Source organism: Pseudoflavonifractor sp. AF19-9AC (genome assembly GCF_003478995.1).
GTDB lineage: Bacteria > Bacillota > Clostridia > Oscillospirales > Oscillospiraceae > Lawsonibacter.
Genome location: NZ_QUGI01000001.1, coordinates 575,864 through 597,120, shown reverse-complemented (window position 1 = coordinate 597,120; position 21,257 = coordinate 575,864). Strand labels below are relative to the sequence as shown.

The window sequence follows — 21,257 nt, the reverse complement described above, 5'->3', positions numbered from 1 at the left end:
CCTGTCGGATGGAAATTTACTTGTTGGCAGCCTTCTTCTTGAAGAAGATGGTCTGGATGCCCTCCCAAGCCAGCACCAGAGCCAGCACGAAGAGCAGAGTGCCCAGAATAGCCTGAGCATAGGGGCCCCAGTCACCAGCAGCCTTGCCAGCAGAGATGGCGGCCACCTTGCTGGTGACAGTCTGAGCCAGAGAGGTCAGGGTGACAATGAGCATAAACAGCATGGGGATGTAGAACATCTTGTTGTTGCGGCCGATGTTGCCCAGCCAGGCACACACGGTCAGCAGAGCCAGAGCGGCCAGCAGCTGGTTGGCAGCGCCGAACAGAGGCCAAATCTTGGAGTAGCCGGTCATGCCCAGGCCGACGCCAGCCACCACGGTGATGGCAGTGGCCACCACGGGGTTGCACAGCACAGCCTTGAAGCCGGTGGCATCCTTGTAGGTCTCACCGGGCTTCAGCCAGAACTCCTGGAACATGTAGCGGGCCAGACGAGTGGCGGTGTCCAGAGAAGTCAGGCAGAACACGGAGACAGTCAGAACCAGCAGAGAAGCGATGGTCTGCTGAGCGCCGGCCAGGCCGGGGATGGAGGCCACCATGCGGGAAATACCGGTGGCGAACACCTGGGTGGGGGTCACGATCTCACCGGAGGCGTACTCGGTCCAGATGAAGGACACGGCGCTCAGGGAGATCAGAGCCAGGGCACACTCGATGAGCATGCCGCCGTAAGCGATGGGCTTGGCGTCGCGCTCGTGGTCCAGCTGCTTGGCAGTGGTACCGGAGCCCACCAGGGAGTGGAAGCCGGAAATGGCGCCGCAGGCGATGGTCACGAACAGAGCGGGGAACACATAGCCCAGGGAGCTGCCGGTGGGGGCCAGCTCGTCATACCAGCCAGTGAAGGCGGGCATATCCATGTGGGCAGCGTCCGCACCGGTGAGGCCGGCGCCGATGACGCCCACAGCGGCGATGACCATCATGGCATACAGCAGGAAAGAGCTGAGGTAGTCACGGGGCTGGAGCAGGATCCACACGGGAGCCACGGAGGCGATCAGGATGTAAACGCCGATGACCCACATCCAGGCGGAGTTGCCCAGATAGATGGGGTGCCACTTCAGGCCGATAGCCAGGCAGATCACAATGCCGATCACGCCGGCAATGGTGGCCACAGACAGAGAAGCGCCCTTGCGGTAGACAAAGAAGCCGAACAGGATGGCCATAACGATGAACAGCAGGGAGATCATAGCCACAGAGGCGTTGGTGGCGGAAGCAGCGGTGTCCACTACGCCGTCCACATAAGTAGCCTGGAAGGTGCTGGCCACGATGGAGGCGAAAGCGGCCACCACCAGCACCAGGGTCAGGTAAGAAAAGATCAGGAACAGCTTCTTGGCACGATCGCCGATGTTCAGAGCCACAACCTCGCCCAGGGACTGCCCCTTGTGGCGGATGGAGGCGAACAGAGCACCGTAGTCATGAACAGCGCCGAAGAAGATACCGCCGATCAGAACCCACAGCACCACAGGCACCCAGCCAAAGACGGCTGCCTGGATTGGGCCGTTGATGGGGCCGGCACCGGCGATGGAGGAAAAGTGGTGACCCATCAGAACGGGGGCCTTGGCAGGCACATAGTCCATGCCGTCCTCCAACTCATGGGCAGGGGTGACCTTGGAATCGTCAACGCCCCACTGCTTGGCAAGCCATCCGCCGTAGAAAATATAACCTACGATCAGAATGATAATGCCAACGATGACAACTAGCATTGCATTCATTGAGTTTTCTCCTCTCCTTTGTGTTTGGAGATGATGCGATCCATCAGCCGCTTCAGGTCCTTTTCCATCCGTTTCCCGCTGCGGTTGACGGTCATCTCCCCCGTGGAGATATCCACGGCTGCTATTCGAAACTCCATCCATCCATGGAGCGATAGCTTATATTCCCTGCGCTTCTTCAGCTTCTTCAGCTGGGCCAGGGTCTGCGGCTGGGCGCTGTCATAAAGCACCACCGCCGTCAGGTAGGTGTACATGTGCTGCAGATGGGGACGGATCTTCCCCTCTCCATCCTCCAGCACACGGGCAAATATTTCGTTCAGCGCCGCATCGTCCAAGGTATCCAGCGACCATAAATAGAGGTACTCATGGCTCTCCGCCGCCCACAGCTCCGCCTTTTTGAACAGAACATACTGACTGTCCCGCAGATGATAGGCGCACAGGGCACACAGCCCGCTGCCGTCCTCCACCGGAGTAATATCATAATAGGTTGCGTAGGCGCTTTTCAGGCCTTCAACAACAGCCTGACGCAGCTGAGACATGGGGTACCTCCCTCTTTGCTCTCCGATCCCGGCTTTGGGCAAAACGGAAAGCAGCCCTGTTGTCTTCCAGGCTGCTCATTCCTTCCCTTTCTGGAGTGGAAACGTTCCCGACACCAGGCGGCAATTATGAATAAATTATTAATTCCAGGGTTATCATAGCAGATTGACCCCCTTTTTTCAAGCAAAACTTCTCCCGTAATCGCCAAAATCCGCTCCATTTTATTTTGTATTTTTATGCAATTCAAACTATTTTCTCTTGGTATTCCTTTTAATTTGACACTGCCTGGGGAATGGGCTACAATGAAATCACATTACTCTCCACCCCATTTTTCTTTCCTTTGGGAGGACGAATGATGAATCACCTCATCTCCGGAACAAAAAGGAAGCTCTCCCTTGATGGTTTGCGGCGTCTTGCGGCGCCCTCGCTCTTCTTTCTTGCAGTTATTTATTATGAGGAGCTGGTTTTAAAGCTGATTTGCTTTCAGAGCCTGACCATTGCCAGCGTCCTTTTTACATTTTTATTCACGATTCCGCCCGCCCTGCTGCTTGGCCTTTTGTGCGGCGGAGTACCTGTCAAGTACGGACGGATCCTGCTGCCCCTGTGTACCGTTCTTCTATCCCTCTGGCTGGGCGCGCAGACCATTTATTACCGACTGTTTAAAACTTTCCTGACCATTTTCTCCCTGACCAAAATGGTCATGGTAGCCGGTGCCTTTGGCGATATGGCCGTCTGGGAAATTGTACTCAATTGGTTCCCCATTGTCCTGATGGTCATTCCGGTTCTTCTCTCCTTCTCCCTCCGCTCGCGCATTCTTTTCGAACAGCCCCATCCCAAAGGACTCCGACTGCGGTGGGCCGCTGCCGCCGCCATTGTGCAGCTGCTGGGCATTGGAATCGTACTTCTGTGCGGCAGCGGCTATCTGTCCCTTCGATACATTTATACACAGGCCGCCGTCCCGGAGCTGGAAACCCAGTATTTCGGCATGCTGACCCAAACCCAAATGGAAATCCGCCGCGTTTTGTTCGGCATTGACCCCGATCAACCGGCTGACGGTTCCAGTACATCATCTGGCTCTTCCCAAGTGCCTGGCGACCAGTCCGGAGACTCCACGTCGTCCTATGCTCTCCATCAGATGGACATTGACTTCGACCAGTTGATTGCCCAAACCGACGATGAGGACCTCATACAGATGCACCAGTGGTTCTCCCAGCGGGAAGCCACTCCGGAAAACGAGTGGACGGGAGCCTTTGAAGGAAAGAATCTGATATGGATTGTGGCAGAAGGCTTCTCCACCCTGGCCATGGACCCCTACCGCACGCCCACGCTGTGGAAGCTCTCTCATCAGGGCTTCGTCTTTGAACACTTCTATACCCCTCTGTGGGGAGTATCCACCTCCGACGGCGAGTATGTCACCACCACTGGATTGATCCCGAAATCCGGTATCTGGAGCTACTCCCGGTCCTCTCAAAACTACATGCCCTTTGCTCTGGGCAACCAGTTTTCCAAGCTGGGCTACCGCACCATGGCGTTCCATGACTATCTCTATGATTACTATGACCGCAACCTCTCCCACCCCAATATGGGGTATGAGTACGTTGCTCTGGGGCAGGGGCTGGAGGAGGAAGACATCATTCCGGCTGAGGATTTGGAAAGCGGCAACATGTTCCCCCCCTCCGACGAGATGATGATGGAAAAAATTGTCCCCATGTTTGTCAATGAGGACCAGTTTATGGTCTATTGTCTGACCGTCAGCGGGCACCTGAACTACAGCCTGGAGGAAAACGCCATGTCCCGCCGCCACTGGGACGAGGTAAAGGACCTGCCCTACAGCGACACCGTCAAATGCTACCTGGCCAGTCAGATGGAGCTGGAGCTGGCCATGGAGAGCCTGATGGAACAGCTGGAGGAGGCGGGCAAGCTGGAGGACACCGTCATCGTTCTCTCCGCCGACCACTATCCCTACGGCCTCACCGATGAGGAGTACAGCGAACTGTTGGGCCACGAGGTGGATCCCGTGTTTGAGCTCTATGAGAATACGCTGATTCTCTGGAGCGCCGACATGACGGAGCCGGTCTATGTGGACAAATACTGCTCCAGCCTGGACGTGATGCCCACCCTCTCCAACCTCTTTGGTCTGGAATACGATTCCCGCCTTATTATGGGCGAGGACATTCTCTCCGACTCAGGAGGCCTGGTCATCTTCTCCAATTACAGCTTCATCACTTCCCATGGTTATTATAATTCCACTACCGACCAGTTTACTTGCTGGGACGGAAGTGAGCCAGATTATGAAGCTGTAGCCGACACGGTGGCCGAGGTACAAAACCGGGTAGCCTATTCCGCCGCCATTCTGGACCGGGATTATTACCGCATTGCGCTGGATGGACCTCCCAGAGAAGAGAACTCCATCTTTGATTTCAACTTTGTTCCCCCCTGGGACAGCGGAAGCCGCCCGGAAAACAACATCTTACCCTGAGGGATTTAAAATAAAAAACGGCCGCACATGCGGCCGTTTTTTATTTGTTATTCAGCGATTCGTACCATGCCTCAGCACGCGCCCCCATTCTCACAGGGGCAGTTCTTCTGCCCTGGTTCAAAGGGATTGACGTGGACCATACAATGCTTCACCTTGGGGAACGTCTCCTCAATGGCGTCATGCACCCGGACTGCCACATCGTGCGCCTTGGTCAGGGTAGCGTTTGCATCCGCTGCAATGTCCAGTTCCACATAAACCCGGTCCCCAAAGAGGCGGGTCTGAAGGCGGTCAATGCCCAGAACACCGTCCTGTGCCTTCACGACCTCCCGCATCTCCTCCTCCACTTTCTCAGGGCAAGCGGTATCAATCATTTTGGAAATGGCGTCTTTGAAAATGTCCACAGCCGCTTTCAAAATGAAGAGGCAGATGACCACGCTGGCCACCGGATCCAACACCGGAACGCCCAGCCGCGCACCCAGGATACCCACAAAGCTACCCACAGAGGAAAGGGCGTCGGAGCGATGATGCCACGCATCGGCCATCAGCGCCGAGGAATCCAACTTCTTCGCCGCATTCCGTGTGTACCAGTACATCGCCTCCTTGGACACGATGGAGATCACAGCGGCCACCAGCGCCAGCCGTCCCGGAATCACCAGCTCCGCGGCATCCCCGAAAATGTTCTGAATCCCCGCCCAGCCAATGCCGGCTCCGGTAATCGCCAGCATGACGGACAGAATCACTGCCGCCACGCACTCCAGCCGCTCATGTCCGTAGGGGTGCTCCTTATCCGACTCCTTCCCGGAGAGCTTTACCCCCGCAATCACCACAAAGGTACTCAGTACATCCGAAGCGGAATGAACTGCGTCCGAGATCATCGCTCCCGAGTGGGCGATCATTCCCGCTGCCAGTTTGAAGACCGTCAGGACCAAGTTTCCCAGGATTGTGACGGCGGATACCCGCATCGCCAAGTTTTCATGTTGTTCCTTCACCATAATGTTACCTCCTAACGGAAAGATAGCTCTATGGCACCCATCATTGACTTCCAGACCTGTATGCCCCGGGGATAAAAAAATACACCCATGGAACATACTTACTGTCCCACAGATGCATGAAACTCCATCTGCTGCCGCATTGCGCAGCCCGGCTCCCAAATTCAATTCTGAATCCGCGGCCTGTTCAGTTTGTACTGTAGTTGCCCCTGCTTTGTTTGGGGTAGGATGCAGTGCAAAGAGAATGTTCACATGATAGCATATGACCCGCCGCCTGTCAATGCTCTTTTTGGTTTTATGTAACCTTTTTCATTCCTAAAAAATGGCCGCATCAGCGGCCATTTTCTTCAGCGTTTTCCATATTTCTTTTGCACATACCGGCGCCCCAGGAAAAAGACGGCTAATCCCACCGCTATAGCCAGCAGGGGCACCAGGGCGTACAGAAGGAAAAAGGCAGCGATTCTTACCGGCACTCCGGATCCAACATATGTCACGTCCACCCCTCCTAACGAATAAACAGGCCGACGGAGACCAGCCCCACCAACAGATTCAGCAGCATGTAGCAGCCCCAGGCCACAGGAATCAGTCCCAGCCAGTACCAGTGCAGGGCAAACCAGCCGGGCTCCTGATCGCTGTGCTGTGCCGGCGGTTTTTCGTTGGGCTCCGTCACTGGCCCTTGTCTCCCCAGTTCGCCGCTGAGCAGTTCGTCCACCGTAATCTCCAGCGCCCGGGCCAGCGGGAGCAGCCGGTCGGTATCCGGCATGGCGTCCCCCACCTCCCACTTGCTCACCGCCTGGCGGGACACCCCTACCAGCTCGGCCAGCCGCTCCTGGGAAAGGCCCAGCGCTCCGCGGCGCAACTGAATGACTTCGCCAAATGTCATACGCATCCTCCTTTCCCCCTTATCCTATCCGATGAGCGGTTGCACCGCTACCAAGCAGCGTTCGCAGATGCGCAACCTCTGGTTGCAGCCTTCCAGACTCCCAATTTATCAGAAAAGGGGCCCCCACTGGGCGCCCCTTTTTCCTGGTTAATCTTAAAAATTAGTGCTGCTCGCGCATCTTGGCGAAGCAGTCGCTGCAGTAGACAGGACGGTCAGACTTGGGCTCGAAGGGAACCTTCGCCTCGCCGCCGCAGGCAGCGCACACAGCAGTGAAGTACTCACGGGGGCCGCGGGCAGCGTTCTTGCGGGCGTCACGGCAGGCCTTGCAGCGCTGGGGCTCGTTCTGGAAGCCGCGCTCGGCGTAGAATTCCTGCTCACCAGCGGTGAAGGTGAACTCCTTGCCACACTCTTTACATACCAGGATCTTGTCTTCGTACATTGGATTTTCCCTCTCTTTGACTGTTGCCCAAGCAAAATTCTTGTTTGGGCGGAATATTTGCGATCAGCTCTCGCTGGATACGCCGGAAGAAAATTGCTGCGCCACCTTGCGCCGAATCCGCTGGACTGCATTGTCCACCGACTTTTGGGATCTTCCCACCCGACCTGCAATCTCTCCACAGGAGAGACCATTCAGATAGAGGGGTAAAATACTTGCCTCAAGCTCAGATAACTGGCCCTTCAGAGCGTCAAGCCGCTCTTTCAGTTCCTCCCTGCCGATGATGACGTCCTCCGGACTCTCCACATTGGAGAACGGGTGCGAATTGCTTCCATCAAAAAGAGGGGGTTCAAAAGAGATGCTGCGATTTAAGGGAGAGTGTTTACCGCCCTGCGCCGCGCGAACTGCGCTGAGCAGGCGGCTGCGCACACAGATTTCCGCATAGGTGCGGAACGCGGCGTCCCGACCGGGATCAAAGCCCCGGATGGCCGTCAGCAGACCCAGCATTCCCTCCTGAATGAGATCCTCGCTGTCTCCGCCAGCCAGAAACAGCGGTCGGGCACAGGCCCGCACCAGCTGATTGTACCGGCGCACCAGTTCGGTCTCCGCCTGGGAATCGCCCCGGGCCGCTCTGCTGCACAACTCCTCATCAGAGATTGGTTGACCATAATTCGATTGCATATTGATGTTACGACTATCTGACATAATAAACAAAATGAACGGATTTGTCAAGGGGCCGGCCAAAAGATTTTGTTCATTTTTCCATATAATCCTAATTTTTCCCTTTTAATGGAAATAATTCCCATTTTCTTTTGGCCAGGTGACCGTTTCCAACAAAAATTTCTCTGAATTTCCTCGCTAACCTCTGTTTTCAACGAGTTTCAGGCGGCCGCTCCCTCCCAACCGCTCCCTCTCTTAGAGTCCGGCAATCAAATCTGCCAGGCGCTGGGCGGTCTGCTGTGCCACTTCCTGAGTCTTGGCCTCTACCATGACACGCATCAGCGCTTCAGTGCCGGAGGGGCGCACCAGCACACGGCCGTCGTCGCCCAGCGCAGCCTCCTCCTGCTGAATGGCCTGGGCCAGCAGCGGGCTGGCCATAACAGCCTTCTTTACGTCGTTGTCGGCCACAGGAATGTTGATGAGCACCTGGGGATAGCGCTGGCAGGCTCCAAATACCTCAGAGGCCTTCTTTCCGCTCTCCTTCAGCAGGGCCAGAATCTGCAGAGCGGTAAGCTGGCCGTCTCCGGTGGTGGCATAGTCCAGGAAAATCATATGGCCGGACTGCTCGCCGCCCAGGACATAGCCCTTCTCCACCATGCGCTCCAGCACGTTCCGGTCGCCTACGTCGGTGCACTCCACCTTCAGGCCGTTCTCCTTGGCAAACACATGCAGGCCCAGGTTGGACATGACCGTGGCCACCACCGCATCGCCGGGCAGCTTACCCTTGCCCTTCAGATCCAGACCGCAGGCGGCCATCACCTGGTCGCCGTCAATGAGCACGCCGTTCTCATCCACAGCCAGGCACCGGTCGGCGTCACCGTCGAAGGCGATGCCGATGTCGTAGCCGCCCGCCTTTACCATCGCAGCCAGAGAATCCATGTGGGTAGAACCGCATTTATCGTTGATGTTGATGCCGTCGGGGTCGGCATTGATAACGTCGGTACGCAGCTTGGGGAACTGGTCAAAGAGCCGGGCCGCAGTGGTATAGGAGGCGCCGTTGGCGCAATCCACCAGGATGCGCAGGCCAGCCAGATCGCTGGTGATGGTGGACTGGAGGTGGTCAATGTAGTCGGCCACCGCCTTCTCCGCCACATAGCTCACCTTGCCGATCTCCCCGTGAGTCTTGCGGGGAACATCGTTGTGGCCAAAGAGGACGATATCCTCAATCTTCTCCTCCAGCTCATCGGAGAGCTTAAAGCCCTTGCCGTTGAAGATCTTGATGCCGTTGTGCTCAAAGGGATTGTGGCTGGCGGAAATGACGATACCGGCATCCGCACCCTCGTCCACCGTCACCCAGGCCACGCCGGGGGTGGGCAGAGTGCCCAGATCCAGCACGTCGGCACCGGCGGTGCACAGTCCGGCAATCAGGGAGCCCTTCAGCAGGTCCCCGGAGATGCGGGTGTCCTTGCCGATGGTGACCACCGGCTTCTCCCCCGGCTTTTTGTTCTTGGCCAGAACTTGAGCCGCAGCCAGTCCGACCTTATAAGCCAGATCTGCATCCAGGCCGGCGTTGACTACACCGCGAATTCCGTCCGTACCAAACAGTTTACCCATATATCATTACCTCTTTCTGCCAAATTGGTCAAAATTTTGTTTTAATGCCTGCTCCACCGGGAAAACACTGCCTACCAGCACCACAAGCTGAACGGCCATGACTGGAATGCATCCCATTCCAATCTCATCCACACCCCGGCCCCAGAGAAACATCATAGGCACCAGGGACACCGGCAGCAGAATGAGCCCCAACCGGAACCAGAGCTTCCCGCATACCTGATGGGCAAAGTTCCAGGTCTGCTGGTTTTTCATGGACCGCGTGGTGCGGTAGCCATAAAAGGAGTTGATGTTCTTGGGCGGATGCTTTTGAAAGCGCCAGCCGAAATACAGCATAATAACGGGAATCAGCAGATTCATGGATGTACAAAACAGCCAGAACACAGCGCTCCCCCTCTCTGCTCCTAGGTCCTCGATTCTTATTCTTTTGAGGACTTCTTTTTGATGGGAACCGTAATCACAGCGGCACAAAAGCCCAGCATCCACAGCGACAGCCCACTGGCCGAGACACCGGACACCAATTGGTCCGCCGTCCAAAAGGCAAAAATGGTAACCAGAGTGTCCAGCGGGATGTAAAGCAAATTAGCCTGTCGTCTATTGACATGTCCCTGCCGATACAGGACCTGGGACATCCCGACGACAATCAGCTCCAGCGGCAGGCTGATGAGCTCACCTGCCACAAAATACAGCAGCAGGCTTCCCACACTCTCATAGGAAAATCCAAAGAGGGCCATGAAATTGCCGCCCAGGAAGGAAACAACCGCAAACACCGAACAAACAATTAAGAAGAGAATTCCACTTCCCAGAAGGGTGCCCAGCAACCGCTTGATTTTTTCTCTCATGTTCACCGTCCCGCCCTAAAAGCTCAACTGATCCATTTCTCCATCGGGAACGCCCGGTGCGGGCAGTCCCAGATGCTGGTAGGCCTTGGGGGTGACGCACCGGCCTCTTGGGGTACGGGTGAGGAAGCCCAGCTGCATCAGGTAGGGCTCGTACACGTCCTCCAGCGTGACCGATTCCTCGTTGATGGTGGCGGCCAGGGTCTCCAGGCCCACCGGGCCGCCCCGGTAGTTCTCGATAATGCTCCGGAGCATCCGGTGGTCGATGGCATCCAGGCCCAGGTGGTCAATCTCTAGGGCGGTGAGGGCCTCGTCGGCCACCTTCTTGGTGATGACGCCCCCCGCCTTCACCTGGGCGAAGTCCCGCACCCGGCGCAGCATCCGGTTGGCAATTCGGGGCGTACCCCGGCTTCGCCTGGCGATCTCCATGGCGCCCTCGGGCTCAATGGGCACCTCCAGGATGCCTGCCGAACGGGTGACGATGAGGGCCAGTTCCTCCGGGGTATAGAGCTCCAGCCGCAGGGTCACGCCAAACCTATCCCGCAAAGGGGCGGACAGCTGTCCCGCCCGGGTAGTGGCCCCGATGAGGGTAAACCGGGGCAGGTCCAGCCGGATGGAGTTGGCCGAAGGCCCCTTGCCAATGATGATATCAATGGCGTAATCCTCCATGGCCGGATAAAGCACCTCCTCCACCTGGCGGTTGAGGCGGTGGATCTCATCCACAAAGAGAATATCATTTTCATTCAAGTTGGTAAGCAGGGCGGCCAGATCCCCTGCCTTTTCAATGGCCGGACCAGAGGTCACCCGCACATTGACCCCCATCTCGTTGGCAATAATGCCGCTGAGGGTGGTCTTGCCCAGGCCGGGTGGGCCGTGGAGCAGCACGTGGTCCAGCGGCTCATGACGCATCTTGGCCGCCTGGATAAAGACCTCCAGGTTGCCCTTTGCCTTCTCCTGTCCGATGTACTCCCGCAGCGTCTTGGGCCGCAGGGAGTATTCGTTTTCATCCTCCCGGGTGAGGGAGGTGGTCACCAGGGGCTCGCTGAGCTCCTCGGGGTCAAATTCGGTATTGGAAAAATCGATTGCCATGGGTTCACATCCCAATCGTTATAGATTCTCTGCAAGCTCCCGGAGGGTGTCCAAAAAGGCCTCCTCCCCCCAGGTGTTGAACTTGAACATCAGGCCCTGGCTGCCCCCGGCGGTGATGGCAGACAAAAACAGGTCATCCCCGTCCCCCACCAGGGTAAGGGTCATGGACAGACGATTGCCGCCGGACATACTGTACCGCTCGTACACTCGCACACAGCAGCGCACCCCCGCCCTCTGGCAGTAGCTCTCGTCCTCATAGCTGGCGGACATGCTGCCGTTCAGGATGCCGTTATGGATATACTCCAGGACCTGGTCAAAGTCCCCCCGGAGCTCACGCTCATATTTGGCCACAAGACCGCCTCCTCTACTGCTGCTTCTTTTTTTCAAAGCGATGGCCGGTATTCATATAAACCACCCCGCCGATGCACACCGCAAGGAACAGCCCAAGGCCCAGCCACAGCAGCCACATCCGGTCCAGCAGGGCACTCAGGGCGATGGGCACCCAGGCCGCCGCCAGGACAAACATCAGCTTGCCCATAAAACGGCACAGGGCCTTCTCGTCGTACTTCTCCTTCTCCTGCTTGGGGGCGGTGTTGTACCCGGCAATGAGGAAGGCCCCCTTCCCCTGGGAAAAGACCAGTCCCAGGAGCAGGAACACCAACATCATACCGCAGTGAATGGCCAGCAGCATCGCAATCCTCCTTCTTTTTTCCGGAGATTGTCTACGTTTTGCCCGCCCTACGGCTTCATCATTTTCTTCAGCGCCTGCTTGATGATCTGTTCCAGGGTCAGGCTGTCCAGATCGATGCCCTTGAGGGCCAGGTTGATCTCCCCCTGGGTATAGCCCAGGACGGCCAGGGCGGCAGAGGCCTCGGAGAGCTTGTTTTCGGGAATGACGGTGACACCGGTGCCGCCGTAGCTCTCTCCTGCCCCGCCGATGGTCTGGCCCTTGGCCAGCTTATCCTTCAGCTCCAGAATCACCCGCTGGGCAATCTTCTTGCCGACGCCCTGGGCGCAGGTGAGGGCCTTCTCGTCTCCAGTGATGATGCTGAGGGCCAAGTTGGCAGGGGTGCTGGCCGACAGGATGGACAGGGCCGCCTTGGGGCCTACGCCGGAGACCGAAATGAGCTGCTGAAAGAGGTTCAGCTCCTCCTGGGTGGCAAAGCCGTAGAGCTCCATGGCGTCCTCCCGGACGTTAAGATGTGTAAAGAGTTTTCCCTTGTCGCCTTTTTTCAAGGCTGACAGAGTGTAGCTGGTGGTGCGGCAGGCGTAGCCTACCCCGCCGCAATCAATGACGGCCAGGTAGGGCTCAATGTGAGCCACCGTGCCGCTGAGATAGTAAAACATAAGTTCCTCCGCATACCGCTTTGGGGCGGCGTTTATTCTTTGAGCAGATACCGGACTTCCCCGGTATAGTAAATCTCCAGTTTAAATTCCAGAATGCGGTCCCGCAGGTTCAAAAAGCCGCCCAGCACAGCCAGTCGAAAACCGTAGCTCTCGTCCATAATGTCCAGGGTTGCATCGGAATACTCCCGCAGGAAGGTCTCCAGAGTCATTTTTTTGCCGCTAAAGGATCCACAGTTGCCGCACAGGACGTCTTGGTACTCCATTATGTAGACGTAAGAGGACTCCAAGTCCACCCCGGTGAGCTCCACGTCCCCGTCTACCTGGCCAAGGGGCTCCTCCGTCCGCACATAGCCGTACTGGGTCAGCAGGCGTAGGGTGTCCCTCTCCGCCTGCAACTCCATAATGTGGGCATCGTGAAGGCTGTAAGGTGGGTCGGGATCGGGCTTTTTTACGACAATCTTCATTCGGTTACCTCGTATCGTACTTGCTGGGGTCAAAGACCCGCTCGGTGTTCAGTAGGGACGTGGCCGAACGGCTGTGGCAGATGGCGATGGCCAGGGCATCAGCGGCGTCATCGGGCCGGGGAATCTCCTTCATATTGAGAAGCCGCTGAGTCATGAGCATGACCTGACGCTTTTCCGCCCCGCCGTAACCCACCACCGCCTGCTTCACCTGCATGGGGGTGTACTCGAAGATGGGCACCCCCAACTTTTCCGCCGCCAGAAGGATAACTCCCCGTCCGTGAGCCACGGCGATACCAGTGGTGATGTTTTTGGTGAAAAACAGCTCCTCCACCGCCATCTCATCCGGGTGAAAGGTGTGAATGAGCTCCTCCATGTCGTTGGATATCTGCAGAAGCCGGTTGGACAGGGGGATGCCCGGCGGGGTGGTGATGACCCCGTACTGAATGAGACGGTTTTTGCCCCGCTCCGCCGACAGCACACCAAAGCCGATGGTGGCCACTCCGGGGTCGATGCCTAGGATAATCATGAGCGCCCTCCTGCCGCAATACATACGGGTTTTATTTTATCACGGTTTTGTTAAAATGAAAAGCAGAATAAATTTGTTTCCCCGCTGTGACAATTTCCTTTCCCGCTTAGCGTTAGAGTGGATAAGGAGGCAACGTCGTGGCCCCGGAGCAGTCCACCCCTGCTGCCGCCCATGTTTCCGAGTTTCCTGTCTCGGATTGAGCCCCACTCCCATGCCTGGGGGCGGGACGGCCTCCCTTGACAATTTTCTCCGTACGGGCTACCATAGGTCCATCCAAATTCACTTAAAGGAGGGTGCTGTCTTATGGACGCCCAGACCTGTATTCTCACCCGGCGCAGCGTGCGCAAGTTCACCCAGGAGCCGGTGGACCACACCCTGCTGGAGCAAGTAATTTCCCTTGCCGCCTACGCTCCCAGCTGGAAAAACACCCAGATTAGCCGCTACATCGCCATTGAGGACCCCACCGTGCAGCAGGCCATCATCGACCGCTTCTGTCTGCCCGGCTCCAACAATCCTGCCATTATTGCCAGCGCCCCCCTGCTGGTGGCTCAGACCTTTGTGAAGGCCCGCTGCGGCTTTGAGCGGGACGGCACCTACACCACCGACCGGGGCGAGGGCTGGCAGTACTACGACTGCGGCATCGCCGCCCAGACCTTCTGTCTGGCCGCCCACGATCTGGGACTGGGCACTGTCATTATGGGCGTCTTTGACCGGAAGGGGCTGGAGGAGTACCTGCAGCTGCCCGAAGGGCAGGAGCTGATGGCCCTCATCGCGGTGGGACATCCCGATCCCTCGGTCACCCTCACCGCCCCCAAGCGCAAGGAGACGGATGTGCTTCTCTCCTGGCGTTAAACGCTCCCACAATAAAAAAACACGCGCCGCAGGGCGCGTGTTTTTTATTCCACGATAACGGGGTTCAAATGCGGTTGACGCCGGTGTCCCGGGCAGCCTGAGCCACGGCGGCGGCCACGGCGGGACCCACCCGCTTGTCGAAGGCCTGGGGAATGATGTAATCCTCGCTGAGCTCCTCGTCGGAGATGAGCTCGGCCAGAGCCCGGGCGGCGGCCATCTTCATCTCCTCATTGATGTCGCTGGAACGCACATCGAAGGCACCCCGGAACACGCCCGGGAAGGCCAGCACGTTGTTGATCTGGTTGGGGTAATCGCTGCGGCCGGTGGACACCACACGGGCACCGCCCGCTTTGGCGTCGTCGGGGAAGATCTCGGGGGTGGGGTTGGCGCAGGCAAAGACGATGGCGTCCTTATTCATGGTCTTCACCATGTCCGTAGTGACCGTGCCGGGGGCAGACACGCCGATAAACACATCGGCGCCCACCAGCATATCGGCCAGAGAGCCCGCCTTCTTCTCCAGGTTGGTGACCTGAGCCATCTCCTCCTTGATCCAGTTCAGGCCCTCCCGGCCGGCATAGATGGCGCCCTTCCGGTCGCACATGGTGATGTGCTTGTAGCCGGCGGACAGCAGCAGCTTCACAATGGAGATGGCGGCAGCACCGGCGCCGGAGGTCACCACCTTGACCTCCTCCTTCTTCTTCCCTACCACTTTCAAAGCGTTGGTCAGGCCTGCCAGGGTGATGATGGCGGTTCCGTGCTGGTCATCATGGAAGATGGGGATGTCGCACTTTTCCTTCAGCTTGCGCTCAATCTCAAAGCACCGTGGGGCAGCAATGTCCTCCAGGTTGATGCCCCCGAAGGAGCCGGAGATGTTATAAACCGTCTGGACAAACTCGTCCACGTCCTTGGTCTTCACGCACAGAGGGAAGGCGTCCACGCCGCCGAAGGCCTTGAAGAGCACGCACTTGCCCTCCATGACCGGCATACCGGCCTCCGGGCCGATGTCGCCCAGACCCAGCACGGCGGAGCCATCGGTGATGACGGCACAGAGGTTGTGCCGCCGGGTCAGCTCATAGCTCTTTTCCGGGTCCTCCTGGATGGCCAGGCAGGGCTGAGCCACGCCCGGCGTATAGGCCAGGGACAGGGCATCCTTGCTGTCGGCGGGCACGGTGGCCACCACCTCAATTTTTCCCTTCCACTCCCCGTGGAGCCGAAGGCTCTCTTTTGCGTAATCCATCAATACAACCTCGCTTTCTTTCTGTTGGCCTGACACGCGCAACATTTCGTTCCCATTATAATATGGACCGGCCCAGGCCGCAAGACTTCCATCCAACAAAGCGTGAAATCTTTCCCGCCTCTGTACGCCCTGTGTTTGCACTCAAATCTTGTGCAGTTTCGACAATTTTCTCCCGTTCTGTGTTGACTTATCTTCCGCTTCCTGCTAAAATATTGGCTATTCCGCTCGATTTGGGGCAAGGTAAAGGAATGAATCACGCAGGAGGTCTGTTTTTATGGAACACCACCACCATCACCGCGGCCAGTGGGGCAGCAACCTTGGCTTCTTAATGGCCACCGTAGGTGCCGCAGTGGGCCTGGGCAACATCTGGGCCTTTCCCAACAAAATGGGAAAAAATGGCGGCTTCGCCTTTCTGGTTATTTACCTCATTTTAGCCGCTACCATTGGCTTTGTCATTATGCTCTCTGAGCTGGCCATTGGCCGCAAAGTTGGTCGGAGTGTTCTGGTCAGCTACCAGAGTGTCTGCGGCCGCTGGGGCACCTTCATCGGATGGCTGGCCATGCTCTCCCCCTTCCTGATCCTCAGCTTTTACACCGTGCTAGGCGGCTACTGCGTGCAGTACATGGTACTCAATTTTTCGGAGCTGGTGGGGCTGACGCAGATTTCCCATCTCTCCGGTGCTGAGTCCTTCCAGGACATGCTCACCAACCAGCCTGTCTCCATTCTCTTCACCTTCCTCTTCATTGCCGCCTGCTACTTTATCATCCGGGGCGGCATCAAGGACGGCATTGAGCGCTTTAACAAGGTGGGAATGCCCGCACTGTTTATTATGCTGGTCATTGTCATCCTCCGCTCGGTCACCCTGCCAGGAGCCGTGGAGGGGCTGAAGTTCATGTTCGCTCCCAACTTCGCCCCGCTCAAGGAGAACTTCCTCAGCGTACTCTCCGCTGCCGGCGGGCAGATGTTCTTCTCCCTCTCCCTGGCCATGGGCATCACCGTCACCTACGGCTCCTACCTGAGCAAGAAGGAGAGCCTCATTAAAAACTCGGTCCTCGTCATTGTCTCCGACACCCTGGTGGCCATCATGGCCGGCGTGGCCGTTCTTCCCGCCTCCTTCGCTCTGGGCGGCTCCGGCGCGGAGCTGTCCGGTCCCAAGCTGCTTTTCATCACCCTTCAGGATGTGTTCAACGCCATGGGCCCCCTGGGACCGCTGTTCGGCATTCTCTTCTATCTGCTGGTCTCCCTGGCCGCCATTACCTCGGCCATCGCTCTGGTGGAGGTGCTGGTCACCTTCTTCCTGGATCGGGCCGCCATCAAGGGCCGCCACGGCAGCCGGGGCAAAATTGTGGGTCTGGTGTGTCTGGCTGTCATGGTGGAGGCCACCCTGGTGGCGGCAGACGGCCTGGGCTCCAATGGTCTGTGGATTCCCTTCCACGAGGCCGGGCTGAGCCTCTCCTCTTCCTGGCTGGACTTCATGGACTTCATCTCCGAGGGTGTGGCCATGCCTCTGGGCGCGCTCATCATGTCCATTCTGGTGGGCTGGGTCATCGGCCCCAAGCTGGTCCGTGAGGAGGTCTGTGTGGAGGGCAACCGCTTCGGCAACCGGCTCTTCGCCTTCTACTCCTTCTGCATCCGCTTCGTGGCCCCCGCCGGAATGCTGATGATTCTCCTGGGCCAGCTGGCCACCTTCTTTACCCCCGTGTAACACCTGACACAACAAAATCCCCGGACCGTCTGGTCCGGGGATTTTTCATTTCTTATTCTGCCTGGGGAGCAAAGTAGGCCACCAGCAGGTCTACACAGGCCCCGTAGGACCGCATGCCCAGTTCCTGGCCGTTTCCTTTCAGGAAGGAGTCATAGGCCTGTTCTGCTGCCTCTTCCACCGGGGACTCCAGAGCCGCCCAATAGGCGTTGTTGTCGTTCCAGTCAGCTGCTAACTCGGTGGTAAAACACTCCTGCACGATGGTCTGCCAAGCCTGGGCATCTACCGGGTAGAGGGCATTGCACAACTGAATGAGCCCCATAAGGTAGCCGGAATACTGAAAGACTACATTGTCGCTGGTGACACAGGCGGCAATGCCCACGAAGTTGGCCTCCAGCTCCGAGGCCACCATACGCTGGTGGGCCATCTCATGGGCGATGGTAGCCGGAACGAGACAGGCGGGAGCATCCACATTCACATTGGCCTCTCCGGTAAAAGGAAAGTAGACGCCAGTAAAGCCCAGGATGCTCTGAAGCCGGGAACACATCAGAGGTTTGGCTCGGACAGCCGTTATATCGAGACAAGGAAATTCCCTTGACAAGTTTTCATATGCCTCCGGTCCCGCCTCAAAGCAGTCCGCCAGGTCCTCGCTGAAGTGTCCCTCACCGTCCCGTGCCACCTGGTCAGACAGGGCGGCTGCCTGCCGGGCAAAATAAGTGGTGACGGAAGCCAGCTCGTCCACCGAATAGGTCGATGTCTCCAGCCCGGCGCGCTGGGCAAAGGTATCGGCGTAATAGGCCCCGTCCCAGAGCCAGCACAGGCCGCACCATAACCAGAGCCAGGCGGAGGCAAGGGCCAGTACCCGGCGCAGGGTCTGCCGCCCGCTCCGCCGGCGGATTCCATCCACCGCGGTCCATATAATCCACGCCACGCTGCCTGCCAAAAACAGGGCGGTCAGCACCTCCGCCACTGAAAAGGGCAGCAGCGACCAGAAGCGACCCAGGGCCTGCTCCAGGGGGGCCATCACACCAAACACCCAGCCGCTGATCCACGCCTGCTTTTGAATGACCAGATAAAAGAGGCCCACCAGCACCAGCGGAAGCAGCAGCGCTGCCAGCAGCCCCGGCCCAATCAGTCGTTCCTTCTTTGTTTTCATGGTTTGCTCCTATTTCTCTGTGGTCTTTGACGCCCTCACAGCCGTATCGGCCCGGTGGTCCACTCCCGCCCCGGGGTCTGGATGGTCTCCAGACAGAGGTCATATAGGTCGGTGCACCGGGCCTCCAGCTCAAAGAGCTGCCGCCCCACCGGGTCCAGCCGATGGGCATGGGCCGGCTTGGTCAGAACCGGAAGGCTGGCCCGCTCCCGCATCTCCCGGAGGAGGTTTTGTCCCCGGCTGTTGAATCCCAACACCCGTACATAAGGCGGGCTGTATGGTATATTCTCCCGTCCGATCCCCAAGAGGGCCCGCAGGGCCAGCCGACGCAGGCGGGCGTGGGAGTAGCGCTTGGTCTTGGCCAGCGCGAAAAACTCCTCCATGGAACAGGCCTGACGCCCCGCTCCCACCAGCCGCCGGGGCAGTCCCTCCGACGCTCCGCTGTCCGGCAGCGCCGCCCAGTCCTCCCCTTCCATAGTGCGCACCTTTGCCAGCATGGCCCGCTCCAGGTGGGACAGACTGGGAAATCCGTTCCAGGACTCCTTCAACACCTCCGTGGTACCCGGCGGAAGGTAGGGCCGGGCCAGACCCCACCGCTCCTCCTTCAGATAGCCCCGAATCTGTGTGGCGGAGAGGAAGCGTGACCGGGCTCCCTCCTGGCGTAAAGTTCCGTGGGGATCCCCCGCCCGCTGAACGGTGACCGGCCGGATCCGGCTCTCCATCCCCCGAAGGGCCCGAAGATACTCCACGCCCAGGTTGTTGTTGGGGGTAGACAGGAGTTCGGCGGTCTCCTTCCCCAGAAGGATCCCAACCGCCTCCTGCCGGGCGGCAGCAAAGGAGCACCCATCCGCCAGGCAGCGGGCTAGCTCCCAGCGGTAGGCCGGACTGTCCAGGCACTCCGCGGCCTGGGCCAAGGGCGGGACCTGACCGCACTCGCTGCCGAAGGACAGCACGTCCACCACGCCGCAGCCTTCCAGAATGGCCACCGCTCCCCGGGCAAAGGCCTCCGCCGAGGCGGTGGCCCACACCGTGGGCAGCTCCAGCACCAGATCCACGCCGCTCATCAGGGCCAGCCTGGCCCGGGTCCACTTGTCCGCCACGGCGCAGTCAGCTTGCTGGACCCAGTTTCCGCTCATAACTGCTACCACAGCCGACTCCCAGCCCACCATCCGGCGGGTTTGGTTGATCTGATAGGCATGTCCGGTGTGAAATGGATTATATTCCGCTACAATTCCCACATTCGGCAAGGGGGCACACCTCCCTGGTCCAAAGAAAAACTTGGGCTTTTTCAAAAAAAGCGGTTGTCCTTCTTGGAGAAATGGATTAGAATAGGAATCACGATGGGGATGATATTTTATTGTAAACCATCCCAGAGTGCAACACAACCATAACTTTGTAAATTTGATTTGTGAAGGAGTTCGATTCCCATGAACATTCTGGTTATCAACGCCGGCAGTTCTTCTCTGAAGTACCAGCTGCTCAATCCTGAGACCCAGGAGGTACTGGCCAAGGGTCTGTGCGAGCGCATCGGCATTGACGGCAAGTTCACCTACAAGCCCACCGGCAAGGATCCCATCAAGGCTGCCGATGTGGCGATGCCCACCCACTCTGAGGCCATCCAGGCTGTTCTGAACGCTCTGGTGGATCCGGAGAAGGGCGTGATCGGCTCCATGAAGGAGATCGACGCTGTGGGTCACCGCGTGGTGCACGGCGGCGAGAAGTTTGCCAAGTCCGTGCTCATCACCGATGAGGTGATGGCCACCATCGAGGAGTGCAACCCCCTGGCTCCTCTGCACAACCCCGCCAACATCATCGGCATCAAGGCCTGCCAGGCCCTCATGCCCGACACCCCCATGGTGGCCGTGTTCGACACCGCCTTCCATCAGACCATGCCCCCTGTGGCCTACACCTACGCTCTGCCCTATGAGTACTACAAGGAGGACAAGGTCCGCCGCTACGGCTTCCACGGCACCTCCCACAAGTATGTCTCCCAGCGGGCCGCCGCCATGCTGGGCAAGCCCATTGAGGAGCTGAAGATTATCTCCTGCCACCTGGGCAACGGCTCCTCCATCACTGCCATCGACGGCGGCAAGAGCGTGGACACCTCCATGGGCTTCACCCCCCTGGCCGGTCTCCCCATGGGCACCCGCTGCGGCGACATCGATGCCGGCATTCTGGAGTACCTGATGCACAAGCACGGCTGGAACATTGATGAGGCTCTGAACGTTCTGAACAAGAAGTCCGGCGTGCTGGGCATCTCCGGCGTGTCCTCCGACTTCCGCGATCTGGAGGATGCCGCCCCCAAGGGCAACGTTCAGGCACAGCTGGCTCTGGATGTGTTCTGCTACAGCGTGAAGAAGTACATCGGCGCTTATGCTGCCGCTATGGGCGGCGTGGATGCCATCATCTTCACTGCCGGTGTGGGCGAGAACGGCCCCGAGACCCGCGCGGACAGCGTGTCCGGCCTGGAGTACATGGGCGTGAAGCTGGACCCCGAGAAGAACAAGGTCCGCGGCCAGGAGATGGACGTCTCCGCCGACGACGCCAAGGTGCGTGTGCTGGTCATCCCCACCAATGAGGAACTGATGATCGCCGTGGACACCGCCGCCATCGTCAAGGGCTGATTGCCTGCTGACCAGGCGTAACAAAAATGAAGAGGTGCGGGACCTTTGGTCCCGCACCTCTTTTCTGCTT

The 21,257-nt window shown here is 58.3% G+C and carries 22 protein-coding genes and 1 riboswitch; of the genes, 4 read left to right on the top strand and 18 right to left on the bottom strand.

Annotated features, from left to right (window positions below; translation table 11 throughout):
• Positions 1-16: 16 nt before the first annotated feature.
• Both DWX58_RS02840 and DWX58_RS02835 read right to left on the bottom strand, forming a co-directional pair.
• The gene (locus DWX58_RS02840; RefSeq protein ID WP_118641478.1) at positions 17-1,762 is read right to left on the bottom strand and encodes a carbon starvation CstA family protein; all 1,746 of its coding nucleotides are present in this window, start codon (positions 1,760-1,762) and stop codon (positions 17-19) included.
• The gene (locus DWX58_RS02835) at positions 1,759-2,298 is read right to left on the bottom strand and encodes a hypothetical protein (RefSeq protein ID WP_118641477.1); all 540 of its coding nucleotides are present in this window, start codon (positions 2,296-2,298) and stop codon (positions 1,759-1,761) included. Before DWX58_RS02835 ends, DWX58_RS02840 begins: the two co-directional genes overlap by 4 nt.
• Before the next feature lie 401 nt (positions 2,299-2,699).
• Here DWX58_RS02835 and DWX58_RS02830 point away from each other — a divergent pair, with 401 nt between their 5' ends.
• Positions 2,700-4,775, top strand: coding sequence for an LTA synthase family protein (locus DWX58_RS02830; protein ID WP_199648645.1), 2,076 nt, complete (start codon positions 2,700-2,702; stop codon positions 4,773-4,775).
• Between the two features lie 71 nt (positions 4,776-4,846).
• On the opposite strand, the gene DWX58_RS02825 is transcribed toward DWX58_RS02830, so the two are convergent.
• From DWX58_RS02825 to ruvC, 13 genes are all read right to left on the bottom strand, one after another.
• Positions 4,847-5,767, bottom strand: a complete 921-nt coding sequence (locus DWX58_RS02825; RefSeq protein WP_118641475.1) for a cation diffusion facilitator family transporter — start codon at positions 5,765-5,767, stop codon at positions 4,847-4,849.
• Positions 5,768-5,866: 99 nt separating this feature from the next.
• A riboswitch (NiCo riboswitch) is annotated at positions 5,867-5,965 on the bottom strand.
• Positions 5,966-6,269: 304 nt separating this feature from the next.
• Complete coding sequence (locus tag DWX58_RS02820) at positions 6,270-6,647, bottom strand: helix-turn-helix transcriptional regulator (protein ID WP_158579195.1); 378 nt, start codon at positions 6,645-6,647, stop codon at positions 6,270-6,272.
• Positions 6,648-6,807: 160 nt separating this feature from the next.
• Positions 6,808-7,086: a zinc-ribbon domain containing protein gene (locus DWX58_RS02815; RefSeq protein WP_118641473.1), complete on the bottom strand. Its 279-nt coding sequence runs from the start codon at positions 7,084-7,086 to the stop codon at positions 6,808-6,810.
• A gap of 63 nt (positions 7,087-7,149) precedes the next feature.
• Positions 7,150-7,764: a sigma-70 family RNA polymerase sigma factor gene (locus DWX58_RS02810; protein WP_118641472.1), complete on the bottom strand. Its 615-nt coding sequence runs from the start codon at positions 7,762-7,764 to the stop codon at positions 7,150-7,152.
• Positions 7,765-7,998: 234 nt separating this feature from the next.
• Positions 7,999-9,357: a phosphoglucosamine mutase gene (gene glmM, locus DWX58_RS02805; RefSeq protein ID WP_118641471.1), complete on the bottom strand. Its 1,359-nt coding sequence runs from the start codon at positions 9,355-9,357 to the stop codon at positions 7,999-8,001.
• A gap of 6 nt (positions 9,358-9,363) precedes the next feature.
• The gene (locus DWX58_RS02800) at positions 9,364-9,714 is read right to left on the bottom strand and encodes an SdpI family protein (protein WP_118641516.1); all 351 of its coding nucleotides are present in this window, start codon (positions 9,712-9,714) and stop codon (positions 9,364-9,366) included.
• Between the two features lie 59 nt (positions 9,715-9,773).
• A complete protein-coding gene (locus DWX58_RS02795) occupies positions 9,774-10,196 on the bottom strand; it encodes a YrvL family regulatory protein (RefSeq protein WP_147382224.1) in 423 nt (140 codons plus the stop codon).
• A gap of 15 nt (positions 10,197-10,211) precedes the next feature.
• The gene (gene ruvB, locus DWX58_RS02790) at positions 10,212-11,282 is read right to left on the bottom strand and encodes a Holliday junction branch migration DNA helicase RuvB (RefSeq protein ID WP_118641469.1); all 1,071 of its coding nucleotides are present in this window, start codon (positions 11,280-11,282) and stop codon (positions 10,212-10,214) included.
• Positions 11,283-11,300: 18 nt separating this feature from the next.
• Entirely contained in the window at positions 11,301-11,633 is a 333-nt protein-coding gene (locus tag DWX58_RS02785) for a DUF6054 family protein (protein ID WP_118641468.1), read from the bottom strand.
• Between the two features lie 13 nt (positions 11,634-11,646).
• Positions 11,647-11,973, bottom strand: a complete 327-nt coding sequence (locus DWX58_RS02780; protein WP_118641467.1) for a DUF3784 domain-containing protein — start codon at positions 11,971-11,973, stop codon at positions 11,647-11,649.
• Between the two features lie 47 nt (positions 11,974-12,020).
• Positions 12,021-12,629, bottom strand: a complete 609-nt coding sequence (gene ruvA / locus DWX58_RS02775) for a Holliday junction branch migration protein RuvA (RefSeq protein WP_118641466.1) — start codon at positions 12,627-12,629, stop codon at positions 12,021-12,023.
• A gap of 32 nt (positions 12,630-12,661) precedes the next feature.
• Positions 12,662-13,093, bottom strand: a complete 432-nt coding sequence (locus tag DWX58_RS02770; RefSeq protein ID WP_118641465.1) for a hypothetical protein — start codon at positions 13,091-13,093, stop codon at positions 12,662-12,664.
• Positions 13,094-13,097: 4 nt separating this feature from the next.
• Positions 13,098-13,619 (bottom strand): crossover junction endodeoxyribonuclease RuvC, encoded by a 522-nt coding sequence (gene ruvC / locus DWX58_RS02765; RefSeq protein ID WP_118641464.1) that lies wholly within the window; start codon positions 13,617-13,619, stop codon positions 13,098-13,100.
• A gap of 303 nt (positions 13,620-13,922) precedes the next feature.
• Between ruvC and DWX58_RS02760 the strand changes: the two genes are divergently transcribed.
• A complete protein-coding gene (locus tag DWX58_RS02760) occupies positions 13,923-14,471 on the top strand; it encodes a nitroreductase (protein ID WP_118641463.1) in 549 nt (182 codons plus the stop codon).
• 64 nt (positions 14,472-14,535) lie between these two features.
• Here the strand turns inward: DWX58_RS02760 and DWX58_RS02755 are convergent, their stop codons facing one another.
• The gene (locus DWX58_RS02755; protein ID WP_118641515.1) at positions 14,536-15,708 is read right to left on the bottom strand and encodes a malic enzyme-like NAD(P)-binding protein; all 1,173 of its coding nucleotides are present in this window, start codon (positions 15,706-15,708) and stop codon (positions 14,536-14,538) included.
• Positions 15,709-15,982: 274 nt separating this feature from the next.
• Here DWX58_RS02755 and DWX58_RS02750 point away from each other — a divergent pair, with 274 nt between their 5' ends.
• On the top strand, positions 15,983-17,413 hold the full coding sequence (locus tag DWX58_RS02750) for a sodium-dependent transporter (RefSeq protein WP_118641462.1): 1,431 nt from the start codon (positions 15,983-15,985) through the stop codon (positions 17,411-17,413).
• Between the two features lie 52 nt (positions 17,414-17,465).
• Here the strand turns inward: DWX58_RS02750 and DWX58_RS02745 are convergent, their stop codons facing one another.
• Together DWX58_RS02745 and DWX58_RS02740 are read right to left on the bottom strand one after the other, a co-directional pair.
• Positions 17,466-18,566: a DUF3810 domain-containing protein gene (locus tag DWX58_RS02745; protein ID WP_118641461.1), complete on the bottom strand. Its 1,101-nt coding sequence runs from the start codon at positions 18,564-18,566 to the stop codon at positions 17,466-17,468.
• Positions 18,567-18,601: 35 nt separating this feature from the next.
• Complete coding sequence (locus DWX58_RS02740; RefSeq protein WP_243093228.1) at positions 18,602-19,801, bottom strand: nucleotidyltransferase family protein; 1,200 nt, start codon at positions 19,799-19,801, stop codon at positions 18,602-18,604.
• 189 nt (positions 19,802-19,990) lie between these two features.
• Between DWX58_RS02740 and DWX58_RS02735 the strand changes: the two genes are divergently transcribed.
• A complete protein-coding gene (locus DWX58_RS02735) occupies positions 19,991-21,187 on the top strand; it encodes an acetate kinase (protein ID WP_118641459.1) in 1,197 nt (398 codons plus the stop codon).
• The last annotated feature ends 70 nt before the right edge of the window (positions 21,188-21,257 follow it).

What these genes read in the sequence shown, in the direction of transcription:
- DWX58_RS02810 (WP_118641472.1), bottom strand. Translation starts at nt 7,764, where the DNA reads ATGCAATCGAATTATGGTCAACCAATCTCTGATGAGGAGTTGTGCAGC.
- DWX58_RS02795 (WP_147382224.1), bottom strand. Translation starts at nt 10,196, where the DNA reads ATGAGAGAAAAAATCAAGCGGTTGCTGGGCACCCTTCTGGGAAGTGGA.
- DWX58_RS02755 (WP_118641515.1), bottom strand. Translation starts at nt 15,708, where the DNA reads ATGGATTACGCAAAAGAGAGCCTTCGGCTCCACGGGGAGTGGAAGGGA.
- glmM (WP_118641471.1), bottom strand. Translation starts at nt 9,357, where the DNA reads ATGGGTAAACTGTTTGGTACGGACGGAATTCGCGGTGTAGTCAACGCC.
- DWX58_RS02770 (WP_118641465.1), bottom strand. Translation starts at nt 13,093, where the DNA reads ATGAAGATTGTCGTAAAAAAGCCCGATCCCGACCCACCTTACAGCCTT.
- DWX58_RS02840 (WP_118641478.1), bottom strand. Translation starts at nt 1,762, where the DNA reads ATGAATGCAATGCTAGTTGTCATCGTTGGCATTATCATTCTGATCGTA.
- DWX58_RS02815 (WP_118641473.1), bottom strand. Translation starts at nt 7,086, where the DNA reads ATGTACGAAGACAAGATCCTGGTATGTAAAGAGTGTGGCAAGGAGTTC.
- DWX58_RS02735 (WP_118641459.1), top strand. Translation starts at nt 19,991, where the DNA reads ATGAACATTCTGGTTATCAACGCCGGCAGTTCTTCTCTGAAGTACCAG.
- DWX58_RS02825 (WP_118641475.1), bottom strand. Translation starts at nt 5,767, where the DNA reads ATGGTGAAGGAACAACATGAAAACTTGGCGATGCGGGTATCCGCCGTC.
- DWX58_RS02745 (WP_118641461.1), bottom strand. Translation starts at nt 18,566, where the DNA reads ATGAAAACAAAGAAGGAACGACTGATTGGGCCGGGGCTGCTGGCAGCG.
- DWX58_RS02800 (WP_118641516.1), bottom strand. Translation starts at nt 9,714, where the DNA reads ATGAATCTGCTGATTCCCGTTATTATGCTGTATTTCGGCTGGCGCTTT.
- ruvA (WP_118641466.1), bottom strand. Translation starts at nt 12,629, where the DNA reads ATGTTTTACTATCTCAGCGGCACGGTGGCTCACATTGAGCCCTACCTG.
- DWX58_RS02820 (WP_158579195.1), bottom strand. Translation starts at nt 6,647, where the DNA reads ATGACATTTGGCGAAGTCATTCAGTTGCGCCGCGGAGCGCTGGGCCTT.
- DWX58_RS02750 (WP_118641462.1), top strand. Translation starts at nt 15,983, where the DNA reads ATGGAACACCACCACCATCACCGCGGCCAGTGGGGCAGCAACCTTGGC.
- ruvC (WP_118641464.1), bottom strand. Translation starts at nt 13,619, where the DNA reads ATGATTATCCTAGGCATCGACCCCGGAGTGGCCACCATCGGCTTTGGT.
- ruvB (WP_118641469.1), bottom strand. Translation starts at nt 11,282, where the DNA reads ATGGCAATCGATTTTTCCAATACCGAATTTGACCCCGAGGAGCTCAGC.
- DWX58_RS02835 (WP_118641477.1), bottom strand. Translation starts at nt 2,298, where the DNA reads ATGTCTCAGCTGCGTCAGGCTGTTGTTGAAGGCCTGAAAAGCGCCTAC.
- DWX58_RS02760 (WP_118641463.1), top strand. Translation starts at nt 13,923, where the DNA reads ATGGACGCCCAGACCTGTATTCTCACCCGGCGCAGCGTGCGCAAGTTC.
- DWX58_RS02780 (WP_118641467.1), bottom strand. Translation starts at nt 11,973, where the DNA reads ATGCTGCTGGCCATTCACTGCGGTATGATGTTGGTGTTCCTGCTCCTG.